At 35.8% G+C, this 20,956-nt stretch carries 18 protein-coding genes and 1 tRNA gene; 1 reads left to right on the top strand and 18 read right to left on the bottom strand.

Annotation, left to right across the window (positions count from 1 at the left end; translation table 11 throughout):
* Positions 1 to 203: 203 nt before the first annotated feature.
* Positions 204 to 1,739, top strand: coding sequence for a sulfatase (locus tag HMPREF0669_RS09465; RefSeq protein ID WP_009228312.1), 1,536 nt, complete (start codon positions 204 to 206; stop codon positions 1,737 to 1,739).
* A gap of 447 nt (positions 1,740 to 2,186) precedes the next feature.
* Here the strand turns inward: HMPREF0669_RS09465 and HMPREF0669_RS09460 are convergent, their stop codons facing one another.
* The 18 genes from HMPREF0669_RS09460 to HMPREF0669_RS09375 all read right to left on the bottom strand — a co-directional run bounded on the left by HMPREF0669_RS09460 (position 2,187) and on the right by HMPREF0669_RS09375 (position 20,699).
* Positions 2,187 to 3,602, bottom strand: a complete 1,416-nt coding sequence (locus HMPREF0669_RS09460) for a lipopolysaccharide assembly protein LapB (RefSeq protein WP_009228311.1) — start codon at positions 3,600 to 3,602, stop codon at positions 2,187 to 2,189.
* 79 nt (positions 3,603 to 3,681) lie between these two features.
* On the bottom strand, positions 3,682 to 4,641 hold the full coding sequence (locus HMPREF0669_RS09455) for a PstS family phosphate ABC transporter substrate-binding protein (protein ID WP_009228310.1): 960 nt from the start codon (positions 4,639 to 4,641) through the stop codon (positions 3,682 to 3,684).
* A gap of 409 nt (positions 4,642 to 5,050) precedes the next feature.
* Entirely contained in the window at positions 5,051 to 5,473 is a 423-nt protein-coding gene (locus HMPREF0669_RS09450; protein WP_009228309.1) for a hypothetical protein, read from the bottom strand.
* 2 nt (positions 5,474 to 5,475) lie between these two features.
* Positions 5,476 to 5,877, bottom strand: a complete 402-nt coding sequence (locus tag HMPREF0669_RS09445) for a TerB family tellurite resistance protein (protein WP_009228308.1) — start codon at positions 5,875 to 5,877, stop codon at positions 5,476 to 5,478.
* A 977-nt stretch (positions 5,878 to 6,854) separates the two neighbouring features.
* Positions 6,855 to 7,424, bottom strand: a complete 570-nt coding sequence (locus HMPREF0669_RS10605; protein ID WP_020967420.1) for an energy transducer TonB — start codon at positions 7,422 to 7,424, stop codon at positions 6,855 to 6,857.
* A 110-nt stretch (positions 7,425 to 7,534) separates the two neighbouring features.
* Complete coding sequence (locus HMPREF0669_RS09435; protein ID WP_020967419.1) at positions 7,535 to 8,128, bottom strand: energy transducer TonB; 594 nt, start codon at positions 8,126 to 8,128, stop codon at positions 7,535 to 7,537.
* 110 nt (positions 8,129 to 8,238) lie between these two features.
* Positions 8,239 to 8,832 (bottom strand): energy transducer TonB, encoded by a 594-nt coding sequence (locus HMPREF0669_RS09430; RefSeq protein WP_020967418.1) that lies wholly within the window; start codon positions 8,830 to 8,832, stop codon positions 8,239 to 8,241.
* 131 nt (positions 8,833 to 8,963) lie between these two features.
* Entirely contained in the window at positions 8,964 to 9,446 is a 483-nt protein-coding gene (locus HMPREF0669_RS09425; protein ID WP_020967417.1) for an energy transducer TonB, read from the bottom strand.
* 129 nt (positions 9,447 to 9,575) lie between these two features.
* Positions 9,576 to 10,127 carry an energy transducer TonB gene (locus HMPREF0669_RS09420; RefSeq protein WP_009228304.1) on the bottom strand — a complete coding sequence of 184 codons (552 nt, stop codon included), beginning with the start codon at positions 10,125 to 10,127 and terminating at the stop codon, positions 9,576 to 9,578.
* Positions 10,128 to 10,695: 568 nt separating this feature from the next.
* Complete coding sequence (locus tag HMPREF0669_RS09415) at positions 10,696 to 11,535, bottom strand: energy transducer TonB (RefSeq protein ID WP_009228303.1); 840 nt, start codon at positions 11,533 to 11,535, stop codon at positions 10,696 to 10,698.
* A gap of 41 nt (positions 11,536 to 11,576) precedes the next feature.
* Positions 11,577 to 12,236 (bottom strand): biopolymer transporter ExbD, encoded by a 660-nt coding sequence (locus HMPREF0669_RS09410; RefSeq protein ID WP_009228302.1) that lies wholly within the window; start codon positions 12,234 to 12,236, stop codon positions 11,577 to 11,579.
* Position 12,237: 1 nt separating this feature from the next.
* A complete protein-coding gene (locus HMPREF0669_RS09405; protein ID WP_009228301.1) occupies positions 12,238 to 12,849 on the bottom strand; it encodes a biopolymer transporter ExbD in 612 nt (203 codons plus the stop codon).
* Positions 12,850 to 12,880: 31 nt separating this feature from the next.
* Positions 12,881 to 13,717, bottom strand: a complete 837-nt coding sequence (locus HMPREF0669_RS09400) for a MotA/TolQ/ExbB proton channel family protein (protein ID WP_009228300.1) — start codon at positions 13,715 to 13,717, stop codon at positions 12,881 to 12,883.
* 227 nt (positions 13,718 to 13,944) lie between these two features.
* Positions 13,945 to 15,138 (bottom strand): pyridoxal phosphate-dependent aminotransferase, encoded by a 1,194-nt coding sequence (locus tag HMPREF0669_RS09395; RefSeq protein WP_009228299.1) that lies wholly within the window; start codon positions 15,136 to 15,138, stop codon positions 13,945 to 13,947.
* A 233-nt stretch (positions 15,139 to 15,371) separates the two neighbouring features.
* Positions 15,372 to 16,589 (bottom strand): bifunctional 3,4-dihydroxy-2-butanone-4-phosphate synthase/GTP cyclohydrolase II, encoded by a 1,218-nt coding sequence (locus tag HMPREF0669_RS09390; protein WP_009228298.1) that lies wholly within the window; start codon positions 16,587 to 16,589, stop codon positions 15,372 to 15,374.
* Positions 16,590 to 16,613: 24 nt separating this feature from the next.
* The gene (locus HMPREF0669_RS09385) at positions 16,614 to 18,524 is read right to left on the bottom strand and encodes an LptF/LptG family permease (protein ID WP_009228297.1); all 1,911 of its coding nucleotides are present in this window, start codon (positions 18,522 to 18,524) and stop codon (positions 16,614 to 16,616) included.
* A 338-nt stretch (positions 18,525 to 18,862) separates the two neighbouring features.
* Positions 18,863 to 18,936: transfer RNA gene (locus HMPREF0669_RS09380), tRNA-Met, on the bottom strand.
* Positions 18,937 to 19,325: 389 nt separating this feature from the next.
* Complete coding sequence (locus tag HMPREF0669_RS09375; protein ID WP_020967416.1) at positions 19,326 to 20,699, bottom strand: lipoprotein 17-related variable surface protein; 1,374 nt, start codon at positions 20,697 to 20,699, stop codon at positions 19,326 to 19,328.
* Positions 20,700 to 20,956: the final 257 nt, after the last annotated feature.

Raw genomic sequence — 20,956 nt, 5'->3', positions numbered from 1 at the left:
TGAATATCAAAGCAAATAACTAAATTTGCAATTGTTAGTTTATCTACAATATGATGCAATTAAACTGAAACAAACAATCAGTATTGCAACTTAAACAACAATATAACAACATTAACATCATATAATCGTGGATAGGAAACTAATAAAATCTACACCTAATACATTGGCAAGGATTTCTATATACCTACAAAATGAACGCAAATATGAATAAAAAACTTATAGCAGTAATAGCTACAACACCCTTTATAGGCTCTGAAAGCTTGTATGCACAACAAAACAATCGTCCTAATATCATTGTATTTATTGTTGACGATATGGGTTGGCAAGACACATCAGTACCATTTTGGAACCAGAAAACCAAGTATAATGAAATGTATGAGACGCCTAATATGGAACGTTTAGCAAAACAAGGCGTTATGTTTACACAAGCTTATGCTTGTCCTGTTAGTTCTCCAACTCGTTGTAGCTTAATGACTGGTATGAATATGGCACGCCACCGTGTAACCAACTGGACCCTACAGCGTGATAAACCTACCGACGATAAGAGTCAAACCATTACCCTTCCCGAATGGAACTATAATGGAATTGCTCAAGTTGCAACCATACCACACACTACTTCTGCCACCTCTTTTGTTCAATTGTTAAAAGAAAATGGTTATCATACAATACATTGTGGTAAAGCACACTGGGGTGCTATAGACACTCCAGGAGAAAATCCATGTCATTTTGGATTCAATGTCAATATCACAGGCACAGCTGCAGGAGGACTTGCAACCTATTTAAGCGAACGAAATTATGGTCATACACGTGACGGAAAGGCTTATGCTCTCAACTCAATACCTGGACTTCAAGATTATTGGGGAACGGGAACCTTTGTTACTGAGGCTCTAACTAAAGAGGCAATAAAGGCTCTCGACAAAGCAAAAAAATACGATCAGCCCTTTTATCTATATATGTCTCATTATGCAGTGCATATCCCAATCGACAAAGATATGCGCTTCTTTCCTAAGTATGTGCGCAAAGGTCTATCGGATAAAGATGCTGCCTATGCTTCATTAGTTGAGGGAATGGATAAAAGTTTGGGTGACATTATGGATTGGTTGGATAAAAACAACGAGTCGAAGAACACCATTATTGTATTTTTAGGCGACAATGGGGGCTTAGCTACATCGCAAGAGTGGCGTGAAGGACCTCTTTACACACAAAATTCACCTCTTAAATGTGGAAAAGGCTCTATGTATGAAGGAGGCATTCGAGTGCCATTTATGGTGAAATGGAGTGGAGTTGTAAAGCCCGACACACGCAATAACACAAGTATTATGATTGAGGATCTTTTCCCAACAATACTTCACATGGCAAATATTAACGACTACAAGGTACCGCAGATAGTAGATGGTAAAGACATGGTGCCACTTCTTGAGGGTAAGAATGAGGCTGAATTTAATAAGAGAAGCATTGTGTGGAACTTTCCCAATATATGGGGAAATACAGGACCTGGTATCAATTTGAACTGCGCTATACGTCAAGGTGATTGGAAATTAATATACAATTATGAAACAGGAGAGAAAGAATTGTATAACATTCCGCAAGATATTGGCGAGAAAAACAACCTAGCTCACGCCAATCCGTCAAAAGTAAAGGAACTATCGTCTATCCTTGGTAAAAAACTTAGACAGATGAATGCCCAAAGACCTATTGTAACTGCAACATCAAAACCTTGTGCTTGGCCCGACGAATAAGTTTCATTATTTATTACAAATTATAGATAACCCTTTAAGCAAAATCACTTACATTCTATAAAAAGAATGTATCATAGTTTTAATAGCACAGGAGCTTATTTATACCCATCGATCTATGGGGTACATAACATTCTTATAAAACACAAGCTGTTAAAGTAACTAATCATAGAGTTCTTATCTCAATATGAGGTAAGAACTCATTGTTTTGCAAGATTATAAAAGCATTTTTTCCTATAATTCGCCTTCGTATAAATAACTATTCCCCATATAAAAAAGTGAAAGGAAAATTCTAAAATTCTCCTTTCACCTGTATCTAAGCACAAATAATCTACTACTTTTCAAGAAAGAAATCAAATAGTTTTACTGAAATTATCATTCTACAATTTCTTAAAAGTCACCAATCTGTGCAATATAAAATTCTTTTCAGAATAGTATAACTTAATTTCATTATTTATCTTTCAACAACTTTGCATTAGCATCTGTTGGGTCCATATCATAGACCTTTTTCCAATATGCTTGATAGTTTGCCTTATCATTCTTCTTTGTATAGTAGAACGCAAGATATCTATAAGCTTCTAACAAACGAGCATTATCGCTTTCATCTCTCTCTGTCTTAGCTTCTAGAGTGTTTGCTAATGACTCATAGAAAGGTTTAGCTTGGAAAGTCTTCATATCAGGGTCAAGATTAGAGTTGATACGAGCCTGCCATAGTGTTGCAAAGTCTGCAGCAGCAGGATATTTTTCGCTAAGCTCTTTATATGTTTGAGCAGCCTTTTCGTAAGCAGCTCTTTGTTCGTCACCCTTTGTTTCTTGCGCTTTCTTTACATAGATACTTGCTAAACCTGCAAAGTTTGCAGCTGTAGGAGCCTTCAAGGCCTTTAGATATTCAGCATAACTCTTTGCTGCATTATCGTAATCGCCTTGTTCTTCGTATGCTGTAGAGATGTTGCTCAAAGCATCAGCTCTATCGCTTTCATTTTCAGTATTATTCTCTAGCACTTTCTTAAACATAGCAATTGCATTGCTATAGTCTTTCTTTCCAAGATAAGCATGACCGTAATATAAATAGTCACTTGCAGTAATCTTAGTATTTTCGCTCTTATTAAATAGTGCATCTGCATACTTAAGAGCATCTTCGAAGCGTTTTAAGTTGGTTAAATTATAGAATGCAATACGATTAAGAGCAGCATTCTTAGAGAATTTATTAGCACCAAATTGAGCAACTTCTAAACTTTTATCAAATTCACCTTTCAAGAAATAATCTAGTGCAAAGGTTACAAGTTGATAATCTTCCATCTTGTTTTTATCCACTTTACTGAAGTATTCGATGGCTTTAGACAAGTTACCTGCCTTATCATATATCTCTGCTGAGATGATATCTACAGGATAATCTGGACGTTGTGCACGTAGTTCTTCTAGCTTAGCAACCGCTGCAGTTGGACTGGTTTTACTATTGATTTGAGCATAACGGCGATATCCTTCTGGATTCTTTGGATCGAAATAAGTTGCTTGTTCGAACCAAGAAGAAGCAGCACCACCATTGTCTTTTACCACTTCCACATCTCCCATAAGGATATAAGAGGCACCATAAGATTTATCTCTATCAATAGCTAGCTGTGCATATTTAGCGGCATTAAGGGTATCTTTTACATCAAGATATGCTCTACCAATACCAACTAGAACCTCAGGATTCTTTTTATTAGCCTTAAATATTTCCTTTACTTGGCTTTCTGTGTTTGCACCTTTGGCCTTAATAATCTCTGATACTCTTGCAACAACTTCTTTATTGTCTACTTGAGCATAAGTGGTTGTAGTTGCTCCAGCAAGCACAACACCCATCATTAAATATTTTATTGATTTCATAATTCGTTATTTTCTATTTGTAGATACTGGCTCTTTAGGCGTTAAAGAGCATTATTTAACTCTTTAAAGGGCTTTATCTTTAATTACTTACGTTGACGTTTCGAATTGTGATATTACCCTGAACAGGGAGCAAACCCGATTTTAATATAATGAGTTGACCCTTGGGTGAGGCGATGAATTGTGCAAATCCCCATGGCAACCCATTTATAGGATCGTTGATTAACGCATAAATTGTACGTACAAGTGGATAATTTCCATTATACAAATAATATTGGAATGGTTTCCAACTATTATCTGGCGTGGCATTAGCCAATTTGCTAACCGACATCACTCTAATATTCTTATTAAAAGTTAAGTTGGTACTATCTCTTCTATCATTCAACCAGTTACTTCCAATAATGCCTATTGCACCTGGATTTTTCTCTACAAAATCAACCACCTCTGCTGTTTTCTTCACAGCCGAAACAGCTGCTGCGGTGATGGGTTTCCCGTTAAGTAGAGAATCTTCTACAAAGCGAACAGAGCTTGATTTGTTATTATCGAACACCAAAGTGATATTTCCACGTGTAGACGATGGATAGACATCACTCCATTTCTTTGCCGCTCCTGTTAAAATACGCTTTATATCTTGGACACTAATACAGGTGTCTTGATTGGATTTATTCACGATAAGTGCCAAGCCATCGTATGCGATAGGCATACTTTTAGGGGCAAAGTTACGCTCCTTTAAGTTCTGTTTTTCTTTCTCGGTAAAGTTTCTCGCAGCAATAAGCAAATGTGTTTCACCACGAAGAAGCATATTCATACCATCTACCTCGTTACTATATATAGGTGTAACTTTGGCTTTGGTATAGGTCGCCTCAAAAACATCACGTTCTTCTTCGATGATAGGTGAGAAGCTTTCATCTGCTACAAATGAAACTGAACCAGACGAATAGGTATCTGTTCGTCCGTCTTTTGATTTCTTTTTTCCACAAGAGAGCAGTAGAACAGACACTGCAAAACCCACGTAGATATATGTATAGATTCTTTTTATCATAACGTCGTTCATTTTTTCTTAAACACCATTTCTATTGATAAAGAAACGATATTCTACTATTTTTTATTCTGTGCTTTAGCCACAAACCCTTGCAACTGCACAAATAACCCATAGGTTATAAACTGATTTGATATGCTAATTTACTACTTTTTACCGAGATTTCACAATAGAAGTACAATAAATTTAACTTATTTTTGCTACTTAACATCTATTAAATTCAATAGATTTTGCGAACAAATGTCTATTGAAAGAATTTCTCTCGCATGAGAAAAAAAAGAAAGAAGAGAAAAGAAAATAAAAAACAAGTTATTTACCTAATTTTATGATAAAGCAGCTACTTATTTAGAATAGTAGCTGCTTCTTAAAAAAAATATTTCTAATATAATTACTTATGAATCATTAGTTTAATCTATTTTAGATATTCAAGATCTGTATTTCTATCATACATATGCAACACGCATTTGTCCACCTCTCCATTTTTAATAAAAATTGTTAGCCCATAATCCTGCCCACTGAATTCTATCCATCCGAAAGGAGACATCGCTTGCACCGGATAACCTCTCAAAACAATCTTGCTTGTGGTCTGTTCAACAATTCTCATCGGTTTAGGCGACATTTGCACATTATTCCCCCAAACAGGATGTGCCCCCTCCAAATTATAAATAGTAACAATATAACCATCACCTCCTTGTATATTATAACCGCTACATCCGTTTTTATTAGGTTCAACTTTCACAGCACGATTAGCACCACCATAATGCGGTCCAGAAACATGAATACCATTTTCATATCTCAAATGATCACTTGAGTTAAAAATAAAATCTAATTCCATTTTCAAAGGTTTTTCATATTATTGATAGCTTCAGTTATATTCATTTCAGGTAAACTACACAACGTTGTAACAAGATTCCATAAAACAAGTTCTTGTTCATTAACGTCACCATCAGAAACCATAATCACACCTAAATACGATGCAACATACTTCTTGCGTTCCTCATCCATTTCATTAATCAATACTAACGCCTGACTAACCTCCATATTATCCGAAGCTTCCAATAATATTTTCAGCTGATTCTTTGGCACACCAAACCTTGCCAACTCTACTGCCATCATGGTAACTTCTGAGGGCTCAATTTTTCCATCTGCCTCTACCATAGCTTTAGCCATTTTTATAATGGCTATTAATTCTTTTCCATTAAATGTCATGATATTTTTCTCCTTGCCAACCAGCTCCACTCGGCTCTAATTTTTTATATACACAGAAGCGTGGAACTGACTATGCCAACACCCTAAGTTGAAGGTCCTGAGAAAACCCTGTGTACAGATGTAGTAATAGTAGCCCACGCTATAGCGTGAGAACCACTATGCTATCCTTGTACACTTTTGAAAATTTCTCAGGTTTTCAACTTACAAGATAAGCATAACGCTTCTTTTTCCAATAAAATTCTGTGTCTCAAAAGAAACACTCAACAAAGATAATATTTTTACCTTAGAATATATTTAATATTATCATATTATTTAAAATAAAATACAATATTGCAAATAAATTCGCTCTAAAAATGAATTTAATATTCCCAATATACCACTTATGAAAGTATGTATACTTACCTTACTATCAATTACTTACAATAATATCTACCTTTTAATTAAATTTCCTCACAAAACCATTGCTATTACATTTCAAATGCAATGCTTTTATGTCCTAATCTCAACACTTTTGTAGCGCAAAACCAATGCCTTTAGAGTCCTTCAGCTAACTATCTATTTTTTCATATACAATATTTATCAAGATGGTTTTAGCACTCTATCATCTATATTTACAACAGAAAAAGCTACCAAAGCTTTACAACTTTAAGCAGTCGACAATGAATCCAAACTTTTTATCTGCAACATTAATCCACAACCATAAAGTTAGTTATGACCTTTACAAGATACTGTTCCTAAAAGCAACAACCCAGTAGCCTCCAAAAGAAAACAACATTAATCAATTGAATTTATTAGTAATCAATAAATTACAAAAACAGAAAAACACATACCCACTTTATCCTCGCACATTTTTTTGATAAAGAAATAAAAATAAGTAGAGGAAATAGTTGCTATAACTAAACTAAAGGAAGGGATATAAACGGGAATTATTTCAAAAAATCAGAAACAAAAAGGATAAAAAAAGAAATAAGGACAAAGGAATTAAACCTTTGCCCTTATATTCTGTATTATTGTAACTTGAACGTTACAGGCACATTGTACTTAACACGCACAGCGGCACCATGCTGTTTACCTGGTATCCACTTAGGCATTTCGGCTACAACACGCAACGCTTCTTGATCGAGACTGGGATCTACTCTACGCACAAGCTTTGCATTCGAAATGGAACCATCTGGTTCTACGATGAAAGAAACAAAAACTCGTCCTTGAATTCCATCTCTTATAGCAGCTGTAGGATAGCGAACATGGCTATCAAGCCACTTCATTAACTCTGTTACTCCACCTGGGAAAGTTGGCATATCTTCTACAATTTCATACACTTTTCCTGTAAACACCTTCTTAGGAGCTGAGCTTTCGGCTGTTATCTCACCTGTTTCTGTTGTGCTCTTAACTGCTGGCGTTATTTCTTCTGCCTCACTTGCATGAGCCAAAGAATCGTCACTGATTATACCATTTTCTACTTGTTCTGGTTCATCAAACTTATCTTTAATGTCGTCTATCTTCTTCATACTACTGAAAAACAAGAGCGTTGATATCGCAACTGCAATAAAAGTTGTAATAATTTTTATTCTTCTCATAAACTATTTCGTATTATTATATTCATTGTTATATATTTAGGATACAATCACTTATCTTTTTCTTGAGCGCTCCTTACAAAGGGGAAGATCTAGAATAAATACCCTTTCATTTATTTCTTTTGATTAGGTTTACTCTCTCCTAGTTTAAACTTTATGGGCAAACAATATATTTGTCGAACTGGTACTCCTTCTCTTTTGCCAGGATTCCACTTTGGCATTTGACCTACAAGGTGCAATGCTTCTCTATCAACTATTGGATGTACTGAACGAATAACGGTGGAATCACGAAGTGATCCATCTTTTTCTACAATAAACTTAAGTATAACACGGCCCTCTATACCATTTTCCCGAGCAACCGCAGGATATTGAACATTATTATCAATCCATTTATGTAGCTCTTCTAGTCCACCAGGAAAAGAAGGCATTTCATCTACAAGATCACACACCTTTCTTGTAAACACCTTCTTAGGAGCTGAGCTTTCGGCTGTTATCTTACCTGTTTTGGTAGTGCTTTTAACTGCAGGCGTTGTCTTTTCTGTCTCACTTGCATGAGCCAAAGAATCGTCACTAATTATACCATTTTCTACTTGTTCTGGTTCATCAAACTTATCTTTAATGTTGTCTATCCTCTTCATACTACTAAAAAATAAGAGCGTTGATATCGCAACTGCAATAAAAGTTGTAATAATTTTTATTCTTCTCATAAACTATTTCGTATTATTATATTCATTGTTATATATTTAGGATACAATCACTTATCTTTTTCTTGAGCGCTCCTTACAAAGGGGAAGATCTAGAATAAATACCCTTTCATTTATTTCTTTTGATTAGGTTTACTCTCTCCTAGTTTAAACTTTATGGGCAAACAATATATTATTCGAACTGGTACTCCTTCTCTTTTGCCAGGATTCCACTTTGGCATTTGACCTACAAGGCGCAATGCTTCTCTATCAACTATTGGATGTACTGAACGAATAACGGTGGAATCACGAAGTGATCCATCTTTTTCTACAATAAACTTAAGTATAACACGGCCCTCTATACCATTTTCCCGAGCAACCGCAGGATATTGAACATTATTATCAATCCATTTATGTAGCTCTTCTAGTCCACCAGGAAAAGAAGGCATTTCATCTACAAGATCACACACCTTTCTTGTAAACACCTTCTTAGGAGCTGAGCTTTCGGCTGTTATCTTACCTGTTTTGGTAGTGCTTTTAACTGCAGGCGTTGTCTTTTCTGTCTCACTTGCATGAGCCAAAGAATCGTCACTAATTATACCATTTTCTACTTGTTCTGGTTCATCAAACTTATCTTTAATGTTGTCTATCCTCTTCATACTACTAAAAAACAAGAGCGTTGTCAAAGCAAGGCCAGTAAGAACAAAGGTGTGATTAAATCTTTTCATAAATGGACTTTATTTTATATTATTACTTTTACATTGATGATAAGAGATATTTCTAACTCTATCCTATTGCTCCTCGATCATAATGGGAAGCAATAAGATTTGAAGTATGGACATTTCTCGTTTATATTATACTATTCCAGCATAAACTTTATCGGCAAATGAAACTTAACACGAACAGTTTTTCCATCTTGTTTACCTGCCTTCCACTTTGGCATTTGACGTACAACACGCAATGCTTCTTGGTCGAGATCAGTATCTACACTACGCACAATTTCTATATTCGAAACGGAACCATTTGATTCTACTATGAAAGAAACGATAACTCGTCCTTCAATCCCATCTCTTTGAGCGGCTGCAGGATAGCGAGTGTTCGTACGTAGATAATTCATTAACGCTGTGAGTCCACCAGGATATTCTGGCATCTGCTCTACAATTTCATATACTTTTCCTGTAAACTCCTTCTTAGAGACTGACTTTTCAGCTCTTGTTTCTGCAGATTCTGTATTGTGGTTAGCGGTTGATGTTGCTTCTTCTCTCTCACTATCACCGCAAGAAAATAAAAGCATTATCAAAGTAACACTAGTTAAAATAAGGTTATAATTTATTCTCCTCATAAATGAATTTCATTTTGTATTATCGCTTTTATATTGATACTGAAAGATGTTTCCAACCCTATCCTATCACTCTTCCATCATAATGGGAAGCAAGGAAAATTGGCGTTGTTGAGATTTCTCATTAATAGTCTATTTTTTCAGCGTAAATATTATGGGCAAACGATATTTCACTCGCATTGCAACTCCATTTTGCGTGCCTGGCTTCCACTTTGGCATTTTATTCACAATTCGTAATGCTTCTTGATCAAGACTTGGGTCTACTCCCCAACTAACTTCTGCATTTGAAATTGAACCGTCTTTTTCAACAATGAAAAGAACAAGCACCTGTCCTCCTATTCCATTATTTTTAGCATAAGCAGGGTATTTCATATTCTTTTTAATCCACTCTCTTAGCTTAGCATCACCACCAGGGAATGAGGGAACTTCGTCATCTATATTAGTATTTTTCTCTTTACCGTTCTGTGTAACTAACTGAGATTCGGCCTGCATATCCAGGGCATTCTCACTATGAAGAGCACTCTGTTCTGACTTATTCTCACAATTAGACACCACCAAAGAATATGCCAATTGCATTACATCACGCTGAAGTTCTGCCGTTGTATGACTCTTGCTCTCTGCCGAAAACATTGCTATGGGTAGCGCAAGAGCAAAAAGTGTAAGGATAAATATATTTTTGTTCATATCTTGTTTGCCGTTTATTTGTATCTGTTTTACTATCGAATGAAACGTGCTTGTAGCCCTATGACAACGCTTAAAAAGAGGTTAAGCACTATAACAATTTGGGTTAAAAGTAGTTTTATATGCTATTTTATTGTGCTAAATTAATGCTTTTTACGTAAAGGCGCAATAATTTATTGGCTTTTTACATTTTGTAATTTATAAAATACAAAATTGAGATTGTAAAGAAGTCATAACTTAGACTAGTTTCTGGCTTTTAAAGATAAAAGGAACGTCTACCCTCTTTTTCTATTCCACAATGCTCTCGTTACCAATTCAAGCATAAATTAATCATAAGAACAGCAATAGAATATGGGGAAAGAGTGGTAAAAAACAGAAAATACTCCTCCTCTTTTTTATATTCCATTATTATCTGATATAAGAACGAAGTATAGAACGACCCAATATCAAAGATTTTCAAATAAAAAGGAAAAGGAAAAACGGGAATTATTTCAAAAAAATCAGAAACAAAAAGGATAAAAAAAAAGAAATAAGGACAAAGGAATTAAACCTTTGCCCTTATATTTCTGTATTATTGTAACTTGAATGTTACAGGCACATTGTACTTAACACGTACAGCGGCACCATTTTGTTTACCTGGTATCCACTTAGGCATTTGACGTACAACACGTGCAGCTTCTTTATCAAGTGATGGGTCTACAGAACGAACAACTGTAACGTCTGTAACCGATCCGTCTCTTTCTACAACGAAAGCAACGATAACACGACCTTGAACACCATTCTCTTGAGCAATTGCAGGATATTGAACATGGCTACCAAGCCACTTCATTAATTCTGCAGGTCCACCTGGGAATGAAGGCATTTGTTCTACGATATCAAATACCTTGTTCTCTTCTACGTGCTTAGGAGGCTCTGGTTGTGCAATCACTTCTTTAGCTTTTAGCACAGTACCACCATCTTCGTCGTTACCTTTCACATTGAAAGAACCAATCGCAGTCTTAGTATTCATCAACTCGTTCTGCGTCTTTATTTCTTCTTCAGGCTTAACTTCTGCGTCCTTCTTAATCACAGGAGGGGTGAACTTAATAGAAGATTTCACTTTCTCAACAACCTGTTCTTGTTCTTCAACCTTTGGTTTTACTTTTTGTTCAACCTTAGCTTCTTCTTTAGGTTGGTTCAATTGTGAAAGTTGGTTCACTTCTGTGACATCGAATTTTGCAGCTCTTTCGTCTGCCATCTTCTTCAATGCTAAACCAGCAAATATGAGAATAGCAAGAATAATAACGGCAATAATAGAGATGATGTTACGTTTAGTTGTGCCTTTACGCAACTGATAAGCACCATAAGCCTGGTTCTTACCTTCGAACACCAAGTCGGTCCATTCACCTGAAACTAAATCTATTTTTGACATTTGTTTTCAGTTTTAAATTGTTAATTACATGTACCGATTCATTATTGGATATTGGCTTTCTTCAACAATTGAAGATCCTTATCACTTAATTTATCGATAACGTACTTACCTATGCCGTTAATTTGCATCTCATCTAGAGCATCAACCATATTTTTATATTTAGCTTCGTCGGTTGATTTGATAACGATTGTCATTGTAGAAATCTTATTACCATCAATCTCTCCAGCCTTAATTCTACCTAATTCTGCATTATAAATAGAATCTGTATATTTCTTTGGGTCTGCTAAACGCTTCTTATCTAGAGCTTCTTTAGCTGCTAAGACCTGCAATACAGGTTGTGTTCCATCTTCTGTAACGTGAGTTCTTAACACCTTACGTATACCATCTTTGCTCCAATCTGTAAGCTTCAAACATGAAGGATCACCATAGTTTGGAATACCTTTAATGTAATAAAGCTTATTATCTTTAGCTAGATATAATGTAATTGTGTAAGATTCTTTACTTACAGACTTGTCTGCGTCATTCACATTTTTGTCGTTACTAGGCATACTTAACTCCATTGATTGGGGCTTTGCCAATGACGTACAGACCATAAAGAAAGTGATCAAAAGCATCATCATGTCCACCATCGGTGTAAAGTCTACACGGGTGCTCATCTTTTTCTGCTTGCCACCTTTGCCTTCGCTTAAATCTACGTCCATGTTAATCCTCCTGTGTTTTTAATGAAGTTATAAGATAGTAACGATTCTCTTGCATGTCTTGAAGTTCAGACATCACCTTCTTGATGACTTTATAAGGAGTTCCTTCATCGGCTTTAATTGCAAGCTTAATGTCTTTATTGACATTCTTTGCAGACTTAACCCAAAGTTGGAATTCACTCATCTTGCCTTCAATACTATCTGTAGGGATTCCTTGTCCACTGATTTCCTTAGCCATATCTGCTTCTTCGAGGCTTAAATAAGCACTAAGTTTTTCCATTGGAACACCCCACATAGGATCTTTCTGGAACTTCTCTTGCTGTTTAGCAGTAAGAGACACACCGAATGTACCTGTCATATCTGAGAGTACTTCAGCAACCTGAAGTTGGTTGTCCATGCTCATAAACACTTTACCTTGCTTATCAACAAGAATGTTTAGAACATCTTTCTCAGGTACTTTGATCTCAGAAACCGAGTTAGGCGTAAGTACTTTCACTGGTTCATTCTTTACGAATGTTGATGTCAACATAAAGAATGTAAGCAAAAGCACCATCACGTCCGACATCGGAGTCATGTCGATCCAAGTGGATTGCTTTTTAATTTTTACTTTACCCATAATGATAAATGTTTTAAAGGGTTAGCAAAAATTAAGCTTCTTCTGTGTGGTTAGCTTCAAATGTCTGAGCAATAGAATAACCAACCTCATCAAGAGCGTATGTCAACTTATCAATCTTGTTTGTGAAAGTGTTGTAAGAAACTACAGCAAACCAAGATGTTGCGATACCAGACGCAGTGTTAACCAACGCTTCAGAAATACCTTCTGACAAAGCCAAAGAGTCACCACCACCACCTGCTGCAAGTGCTGCGAACGAACGGATCATACCAATAACGGTACCAAGAAGACCAGTAAGTGTACCCAATGTTACGATAGAAGCGATAATTGGAAGGTTCATTTGCAATGTAGGCATTTCCAATTGAGTAGCTTCTTCGTGTGCTTGTTGAATTTTAGAAACCTTTTGACTTAGTTTTAAGCCTTTAGTATTTTCCATTTCTTTGTAAGCATTCAAAGATGCAGAAACAACATTAGCAACAGAACCTTGTTGTTTGTTGCAAAGATCTTGTGCTTTAGCGAAGTCGTTTGCATTCAACGCTGCTTTGATATTTGCAACGAATTTTGAAAGAGAACCTTTACCAAATGCTGTGTTAAGAGCCAACCAGCGTTCTACAGAAAGAGCTAATACTGTTAGCAATAAACCTTGGATGATAGGTACGATAAATCCACCTTTGTACATCAAACCTAGGATATTACCTTCTTTTACTGCTGCAGTAGGATCGTTATTTACGAAGTTGTCTGGATTACCCAATACGAACTTGAAAATACATACTGCAATAATGAAACATACAACGATCACCCAGAACGCTGCTCTGATTCCTTGAAAGCCCTGTGATTTCTTAGGGCTGGCTGTTTGTTTTGTTGTTGCCATAATTTTTGTGTTACTTTAGTTATTAATAATTTTAATTGTTATTATTCGTCATCTATATTTTTCTTAAAACAGATGTTTTATTGACATTTATCAAACTTAAGCATCTAAAAGAATAACGCAAAGATAATTATTTTATGCATAAACAGCATCTTTGTTAAGAAGTTTTAACGGCATTCTTATATATTTCGTTGTTCTTTCTTCTTTTTTGCCACTATTTTTCTATTTTACTATTGTAGCTTTGCTAAAGCCACCTTTATTCTATATAGGGCTTCGGTGATTGTTTTATCATCTGTTGCATAACTCATTCTAAAATAATCTGGAGCTCCAAAAGCATCTCCACTCACTGTTGCCACATGCCCCTCTTCAAGTAGAAACATTGCTAAGTCTGTTGAATTTGATATTTTATATTTACCATATTGTTTTCCAAAGAATGCAGAACACTTAGGGAAGAGATAGAATGCGCCTTCAGGAACATTCACTTCCAATCCTGGAATATCCTTTGCTAGTTTTACGATTAGATTTCTTCTGCGTTCGAAAACTAAGCGCATGCCTTCCACACACTGCTGACTTCCTGTGTAAGCTGCCTCTGCAGCCTTCTGACTAACAGAGCAAGGACCACTTGTGTATTGTCCTTGTAGTTTATTACAACCCTTTGCAATCCATTCTGGAGCAGCCAAGAAACCTATTCTCCATCCTGTCATTGCATAAGCTTTCGACACACCATTAATTATAATAGTACGTTCTCTCATTCCTGGAAATTGTGCAATAGACTCATGCTTACCTATATAACTTATGTGTTCGTATATCTCGTCAGACACTACATAGAGGTGTTCATATTTCTTTATCACCTCTGCTAAAGCTTCTAGTTCTTCTTTTGAATAAACCGAACCTGTTGGATTACTTGGAGAACACAATATTAATAATCGTGTTTTCTCTGTAATTGCATTTTCTAATTGCTCTGGGGTTATCTTAAAGTTGGTTGAAATATCAGTATCTATAAAAACTGATTTTCCGCCTGCAATTTCTACCATTTCTGGATAACTCACCCAATATGGCGCAGGAATTATGACTTCTTCTCCAGGGTTCACCAACGCAAGAACTGCATTACACACGCATTGTTTTGCTCCATTTGATACAGAAATTTCGGTAACCTCGTATTCTAATTGATTTTCATTCTTAAGTTTTTCTACTATAGCCTTACGCAGTTCTAAGTATCCTGGAACTGGAGAATAGCGAGAAAAATTATCGTCTACCGCTTTTTTTGCTGCTTCTTTAATATGGTCTGGGGTATTAAAATCAGGTTCTCCAACACTCATATTAATAACATCAATGCCATTAGATTTCATTTCATTACTCTTCTGAGACATCGCAAGTGTTGCCGAAGGAGACAATCTTCTTAAACAATCAGATAATTGTGTCATTATTTTAAAATTACAAATAAATATAGCAACAAAAGTAATAAAATTATTTGTTATTCAAGACAAAAGGTAAAACTTTTAAGTTTTACGATGCAAAAAATATGCAATTTGCAATAGAATTCACCTCTAAAGCAAACTGCATATTTTGTAACAGCATAAAGAAGAAATTTTCTTCTTCACCTATTAATATAATACAAAGACAGATATAAGAAAAAAAGCCTTATACCTTTTTTATCTTATTCTAATGAAAGAGTGTGACCCATACGGTCTTTTTTGGTCTTCAAATACTTGTAGTCGTATTTGGTTGGAGCAATTTCAATTGCTACATTCTCTACGATTTCAAGTCCATAAGCCTCTAAACCTACTCGTTTGGTAGGATTATTGGTTATCAAGCGCATTTTATGTATTCCTAAGTGACGCAACATTTGCGCACCATAGCCATAATCTCTTTCGTCGGGTTTGAATCCTAAGTGAACATTAGCCTCAACAGTATCCATTCCTTCTTCTTGTAGTTTATAAGCCGCCATCTTGTTCATTAGGCCTATACCTCTACCCTCTTGTTGGATATAAATAATCACACCCTTACCTTCTTCCTCTATCATTTGCATTGCTTTGTGTAGCTGTTCGCCACAATCGCAACGCTGACTGCCCAAGATGTCGCCAGTAGCACATGATGAGTGCACACGAACCAAAACAGGTTCATCTTCTTTCCATTCACCTTTCACTAAGGCAAGATGCTCCACCCCGTTTGTTTTTTGGCGGAAAGGAATGATACTAAAGTGTCCATATTCTGTTGGCATATCAGCTTTTACGCCCACTTCAATAGCTGATTCTTCTTTCAAACGATAAGCAATAAGGTCTTTAATGGTAATAATTTTCATATCCCACTCTTGTGCCATCTTAATCAAATCGGGCATTCTTGCCATGGTTCCATCTTCGTTCATGATTTCCATTAACGCTCCAGCAGGATACAAACCTGCAATATTACATAGATCGATAGCAGCTTCAGTGTGTCCACTTCTGCGCAACACCCCATTTTCTTGAGCATATAAAGGATTGATATGACCTGGTCGACCGAATGTTTCTGGAGTTGAATTAGGATCTGCTAAAGCTTTAATGGTTGCCGCTCTGTCGTTTGCCGACACACCTGTTGAACAACCATCTAACTTATCTACAGTTACAGTAAATGGTGTTCCACGCATCGAAGTGTTATCACTCACTTGACGAGGAAGGTCTAGTTCTTTGCAACGCTCCATTGTAATAGGTACACAAAGCAAGCCTCTTGCGTTTTTCAACATAAAGTTCACCTTTTCAGGTGTTATCATTTCTGCAGCAATAATCAAGTCACCTTCATTTTCACGGTCCTCATCATCCACCACAATAACAAACTTTCCTTCTTTAAAGTCTTTTATGGCTTCTTCTATACTGCTTATCTTAAATTCTTCTTTTTCCATATTATAATTATGTTCCTTTACGTTTTATTTTTGTTGAATATTATCTATTTCGTCTACAATTAGCTTGTTTGTCACTATTAGTTTTTTGATATCGTTTGCCAGTCGCAATCTAAATCTCCACATTCTGATATAAAGAATAATTCCAAGAGGGAAACAAATAGCCGCCAACACATTGTATCTTTTTCTATCAAAGGGACGTGTATGAGCCTTTACCGACAATATTGGCAACTGATTTAGATAAGCAATTATCCTTGAGCTACGGGTATTTCCTAAGTCTTGAACAACTGCTTCCAATTGTTCACTTAATCGTTCTATCTCATGATCGTCTTGATACTTAAAGAACACTTTAATAGGATTGGGCAGACGGAGCAATTTCTTTCTTTTTAAATATTCATCAAACAAACTATCTAAATGTATTAGTTTTTCCTTGGAATCTTCGTAACGAGGAGGATAAATCACCACTTCTTTCAAAGCCAGATGCCGTTTCAGACGCAAACCCAATAGCTTTATGAAGAACACTCGATAGGCATCCATATTAAATACCACAGAGTCGTTATTGGCTTTGTAGGTCACAAACACTGCAATAGGAGTTAAAATCACCATTGCAAGGGTTTTTCCAAACCATATTGCCCATATTCCTTCACGAGCCATACGATAGCCCGAGTTATCTAAGATATAGTAAGTAATGAACACTAACACCGACACTATGATAGGAATACCTAATCCTCCTTTTCTGATAATGGCTCCCAATGGGGCACCAATAAAGAAGAAAAGCAAACAAGACAATGCCAATGTTATTTTATTATAAGCTTCAATCCAGTGAAAACGTATCGCCACATCGCCATCAACGGTTAGCATACTACGATAGTCTAATTCGCTTATATCTCTTTGTATGTTGGCAAGAGCACTGCTCACCACTTGTTGTTTCTGTGAGCTCGACAATTTATTATAATCTGTTTCCACATCGAACATCTGCTTCAATGATGCTCGTTTGGTTTCTAATCGCAACGAGTCACGACTTGTTTTCACTTGCACAGGATTGTACAAATACGACAATTCTTTAAAATTCACATTTCCTACGCTGTCGTAATAGTGGTTCAACGAGTCTAACGAATGCCAAATAGCCCCCATACTCTTGCTCTTTGCACTTCCGCTTAACAAAGAAGCATCGGTTAAGTTGAATCCATCATCAAAAGGAATAAGTATCTTTTTATCCACAAAAGTTTCACGGCGATAAGGCACTGCTGCTGTATTTGTGAATTCTTGCGATTGCATATTCTCGAACCATTCACCGCTCCAAAGTGATAATAGTAGATGTTTTCTGTCGGCAGTAGACTGCAACATGCCCGAATCGGCTAAGATAATGGCTTGGTCTTCATAACTTCCCGTCATACGATAAATCATGATTCCATATAGCTTTCCTGTTTCATTATCTTTCTTTTGCACATAGATATTGCTATTAGGAATACCATCATAGAACACACCCACAGGTATTTGGGTCTCTGGACTCTTGTCTCTCATCGACAATATCAACTGCGCCAATTTCAAATTGGCTGTTGGACCGATATTGTTTTGGAAATAAAATGAGGAAAATGCAATTAGGATTGTAATGACAATAAGACCTCTACACGATTGCATGAGCGATATACCCGCCGCCTTAATAGCTGTTAGCTCGCTACTTTCACCTAAATTTCCATAGGCAATAAGCGACGACAATAAAATGGCAAGGGGCAACGCTTGTGGAACAAGCATCAATCCCATATACCAAAAGAACTGAGCTAGCACGTCTATCGTAAGCCCCTTTCCTATCAAATCATCAATATAACGCCATAAGAATTGCATCATTAGTACAAACTGACAAATAAAGAATGTACCAATAAAAAGCAATCCAAATTGCTTGACAATAAATATATCTAGTTTCTTTATTCTAAACATTACACTTACTATTGCTTTAGCTAAAGCCTATAATAGGCTACAAATTTAGTATAAAAAAACGATATTCGTTGTGCTTTATCTTTTTTTTACCTCCTAATACATAAAGTTTTCAATGCGCTCAGCCTACTAATAATGTCTCATTTCCATATTTCCTTCTACTTTCACCGCTCTTTTTCGATATAATTCTCTTTCTATTGTTTGTTAATTAGTTATATTCATCTTCTATTATGAATGCTTTTCAAAAACAAAGAAATACACAAAATTAAGGAAAATATACACAACGTGGATAAAAAGAAAAACGCCTAAGAAATAAATCTTAAGCGTTTTGATTTGCATTGTAGCGGGAACCGGGATTGAACCGGTGACCTCATGATTATGAATCATGCGCTCTAACCAGCTGAGCTATCCCGCCATTAGCCGTTAAAAGCTTTGCAAAGGTAATATATTGTTTTTAATCTCACAAATATTTTTTATTATTTTTCTTCTTTTTATTCATTCTTCCCTCTATCTACCACCACAGCCTTTGTATTTTAATAGCTATGTTTTTAGAGTATAAAAGCATTGATTTTGCACACCAAAAGCTATGCTTTTAAAAGGCAAAAAGAATGCTATTGCGACGCCATGTGTAAGTAGTTATAGATCAAAGCATTTAGAAAGAAGAAAAACAACTGCATTTTCTTTACAAAAAGATGCAGTTGTTTTGATTAAGAGAGAAAGGAAATAGCCTTTGATTCTCTGTTACTTAAATTCTTTCTCATTGATTATTCTTGTAAAACTGCAAGAAAAAAGAATATATTTTATTTAGTTACTAGCAATAAGATGTATTTTTAATGGTAGTACAACATCATTAACAGCCACCTCATTTACCTCTAACAATTTCACTTTAAGATTTAGCCATATACCTTCTTTCTTTGCTTCTACAACCTCAAAGCGTGGATTTAAGAAGTAAGCATCAAGTTCAACACCTCTATTAGATGTGGCTTTCCACACTGGAACGACATAGTTTCCATTAGTCATACGCACTTCTTTTCGTTCTAAATCTAAGTAACCATCCGCTCTTTTCAAACTTAAATGAGCATTTTCAATCCATTTCTGAATAGGAAGAGCCTTCACCTTTGCAAGTAAATCACCATCTGCAGAGGTGCGGAAGCGTTTTCCCATGTATGCACCAAGGTCGGATGTTGTAGACAATCCTAATTCTTTTGCAAGTGTACTTAATGGCTTAAAGCCTTCAATATCTTTAGTAAACGTTGCCAAAACATTCTCACTACCATTTCTTTCTTGTAGTTCGATGGTTACAGAAAGTGTGTTTTGAGAATCGCTTTTGTTTACTGATTTAAGGATTGGAGCATAAATATTGGTATCATAATCAAAGAAACCAGCATAGAACACAGCTGCATTTTCGTAAACACCACGCATATAATATTGCGCTACAACGTCTTTCTTTACCTCAAATTTCGATGCATAATAAGCATTTTTATCGAACGCCAACGCTGGTTGAGCATAGGTTCCAGAACCTACGTAACCTTTATGTCCGTTGTAAGTAACCACGAATGTAAGTGTACCTGTGCTTCTTCCGCTCTTAAACTCAAAATTACTTATCTGCAATTTTGCAAAATCATCTGCGGTGTACTTATAAACATTTTGTGAGTTTTGCTCTAAAACTTCAATATCAATAAATTGCGAAAGATATTCAGCTGTGTACTTTTCGCTTTTCTTTAAACGATAAAGTGTATCGAAATCGAATTGTGTTTGATAGTCAACCCCACTTTTCCACTTAACAGAAATACGGCGAGCCATATCAAAATCTGATGGTTTCTTTGCGAAACCAGTATAAGTAAGGGTTTGCGAAAATGGTTTATTTTGAACTTTTCCTGATACTAAAACTTTAAAAGTTCCTTCGCTATCATTGCGCTCTTGAATAGAAGTTGAAAGCACTTCGATATTCTTTGCATTAACTGTTTTAGCACCTGTTTGTGCTGTTAGCAACTCAATTGCTTGATAAACATACTTTGTTTTATCTAGATTAAAATAACTAACAAGGTCGTTATCTGTCACTTTTACATCCTCAACTACTGGAGTTGGGGGTGCAGGGATAGGGTCATTACTAGACGAACTACCACCACATGATGTCATAATAAGCCCTAAGACTATTGATATCCAAATTTTCTTCATAATTATTTTTATAATCTATTTTATATATAAATCCTTCTTTAATATCTTTCTATATAATCTAAATCCTGAAAAATCAATCTATTCAGATTTAAAGAAGTGGTGCAAAGATAATAAAAATAAATGACTTTTGGGGTAAAAGCAATGTAAAAGAAGCCATAAAACAATAACACACACACATTACTTCCTTTCAGAAAAGCCATAACAAGAAGCCAACAAACACGCCAAAAAAAGAATTTAATTTACGTTTCTCACCTTTA

Source organism: Prevotella sp. oral taxon 299 str. F0039, assembly GCF_000163055.2.
Classification (GTDB): Bacteria; Bacteroidota; Bacteroidia; order Bacteroidales; family Bacteroidaceae; genus Prevotella.
The sequence above is the reverse complement of the archived record's forward strand: the minus strand, read 5'-3'. Positions and strand labels throughout refer to the sequence as shown.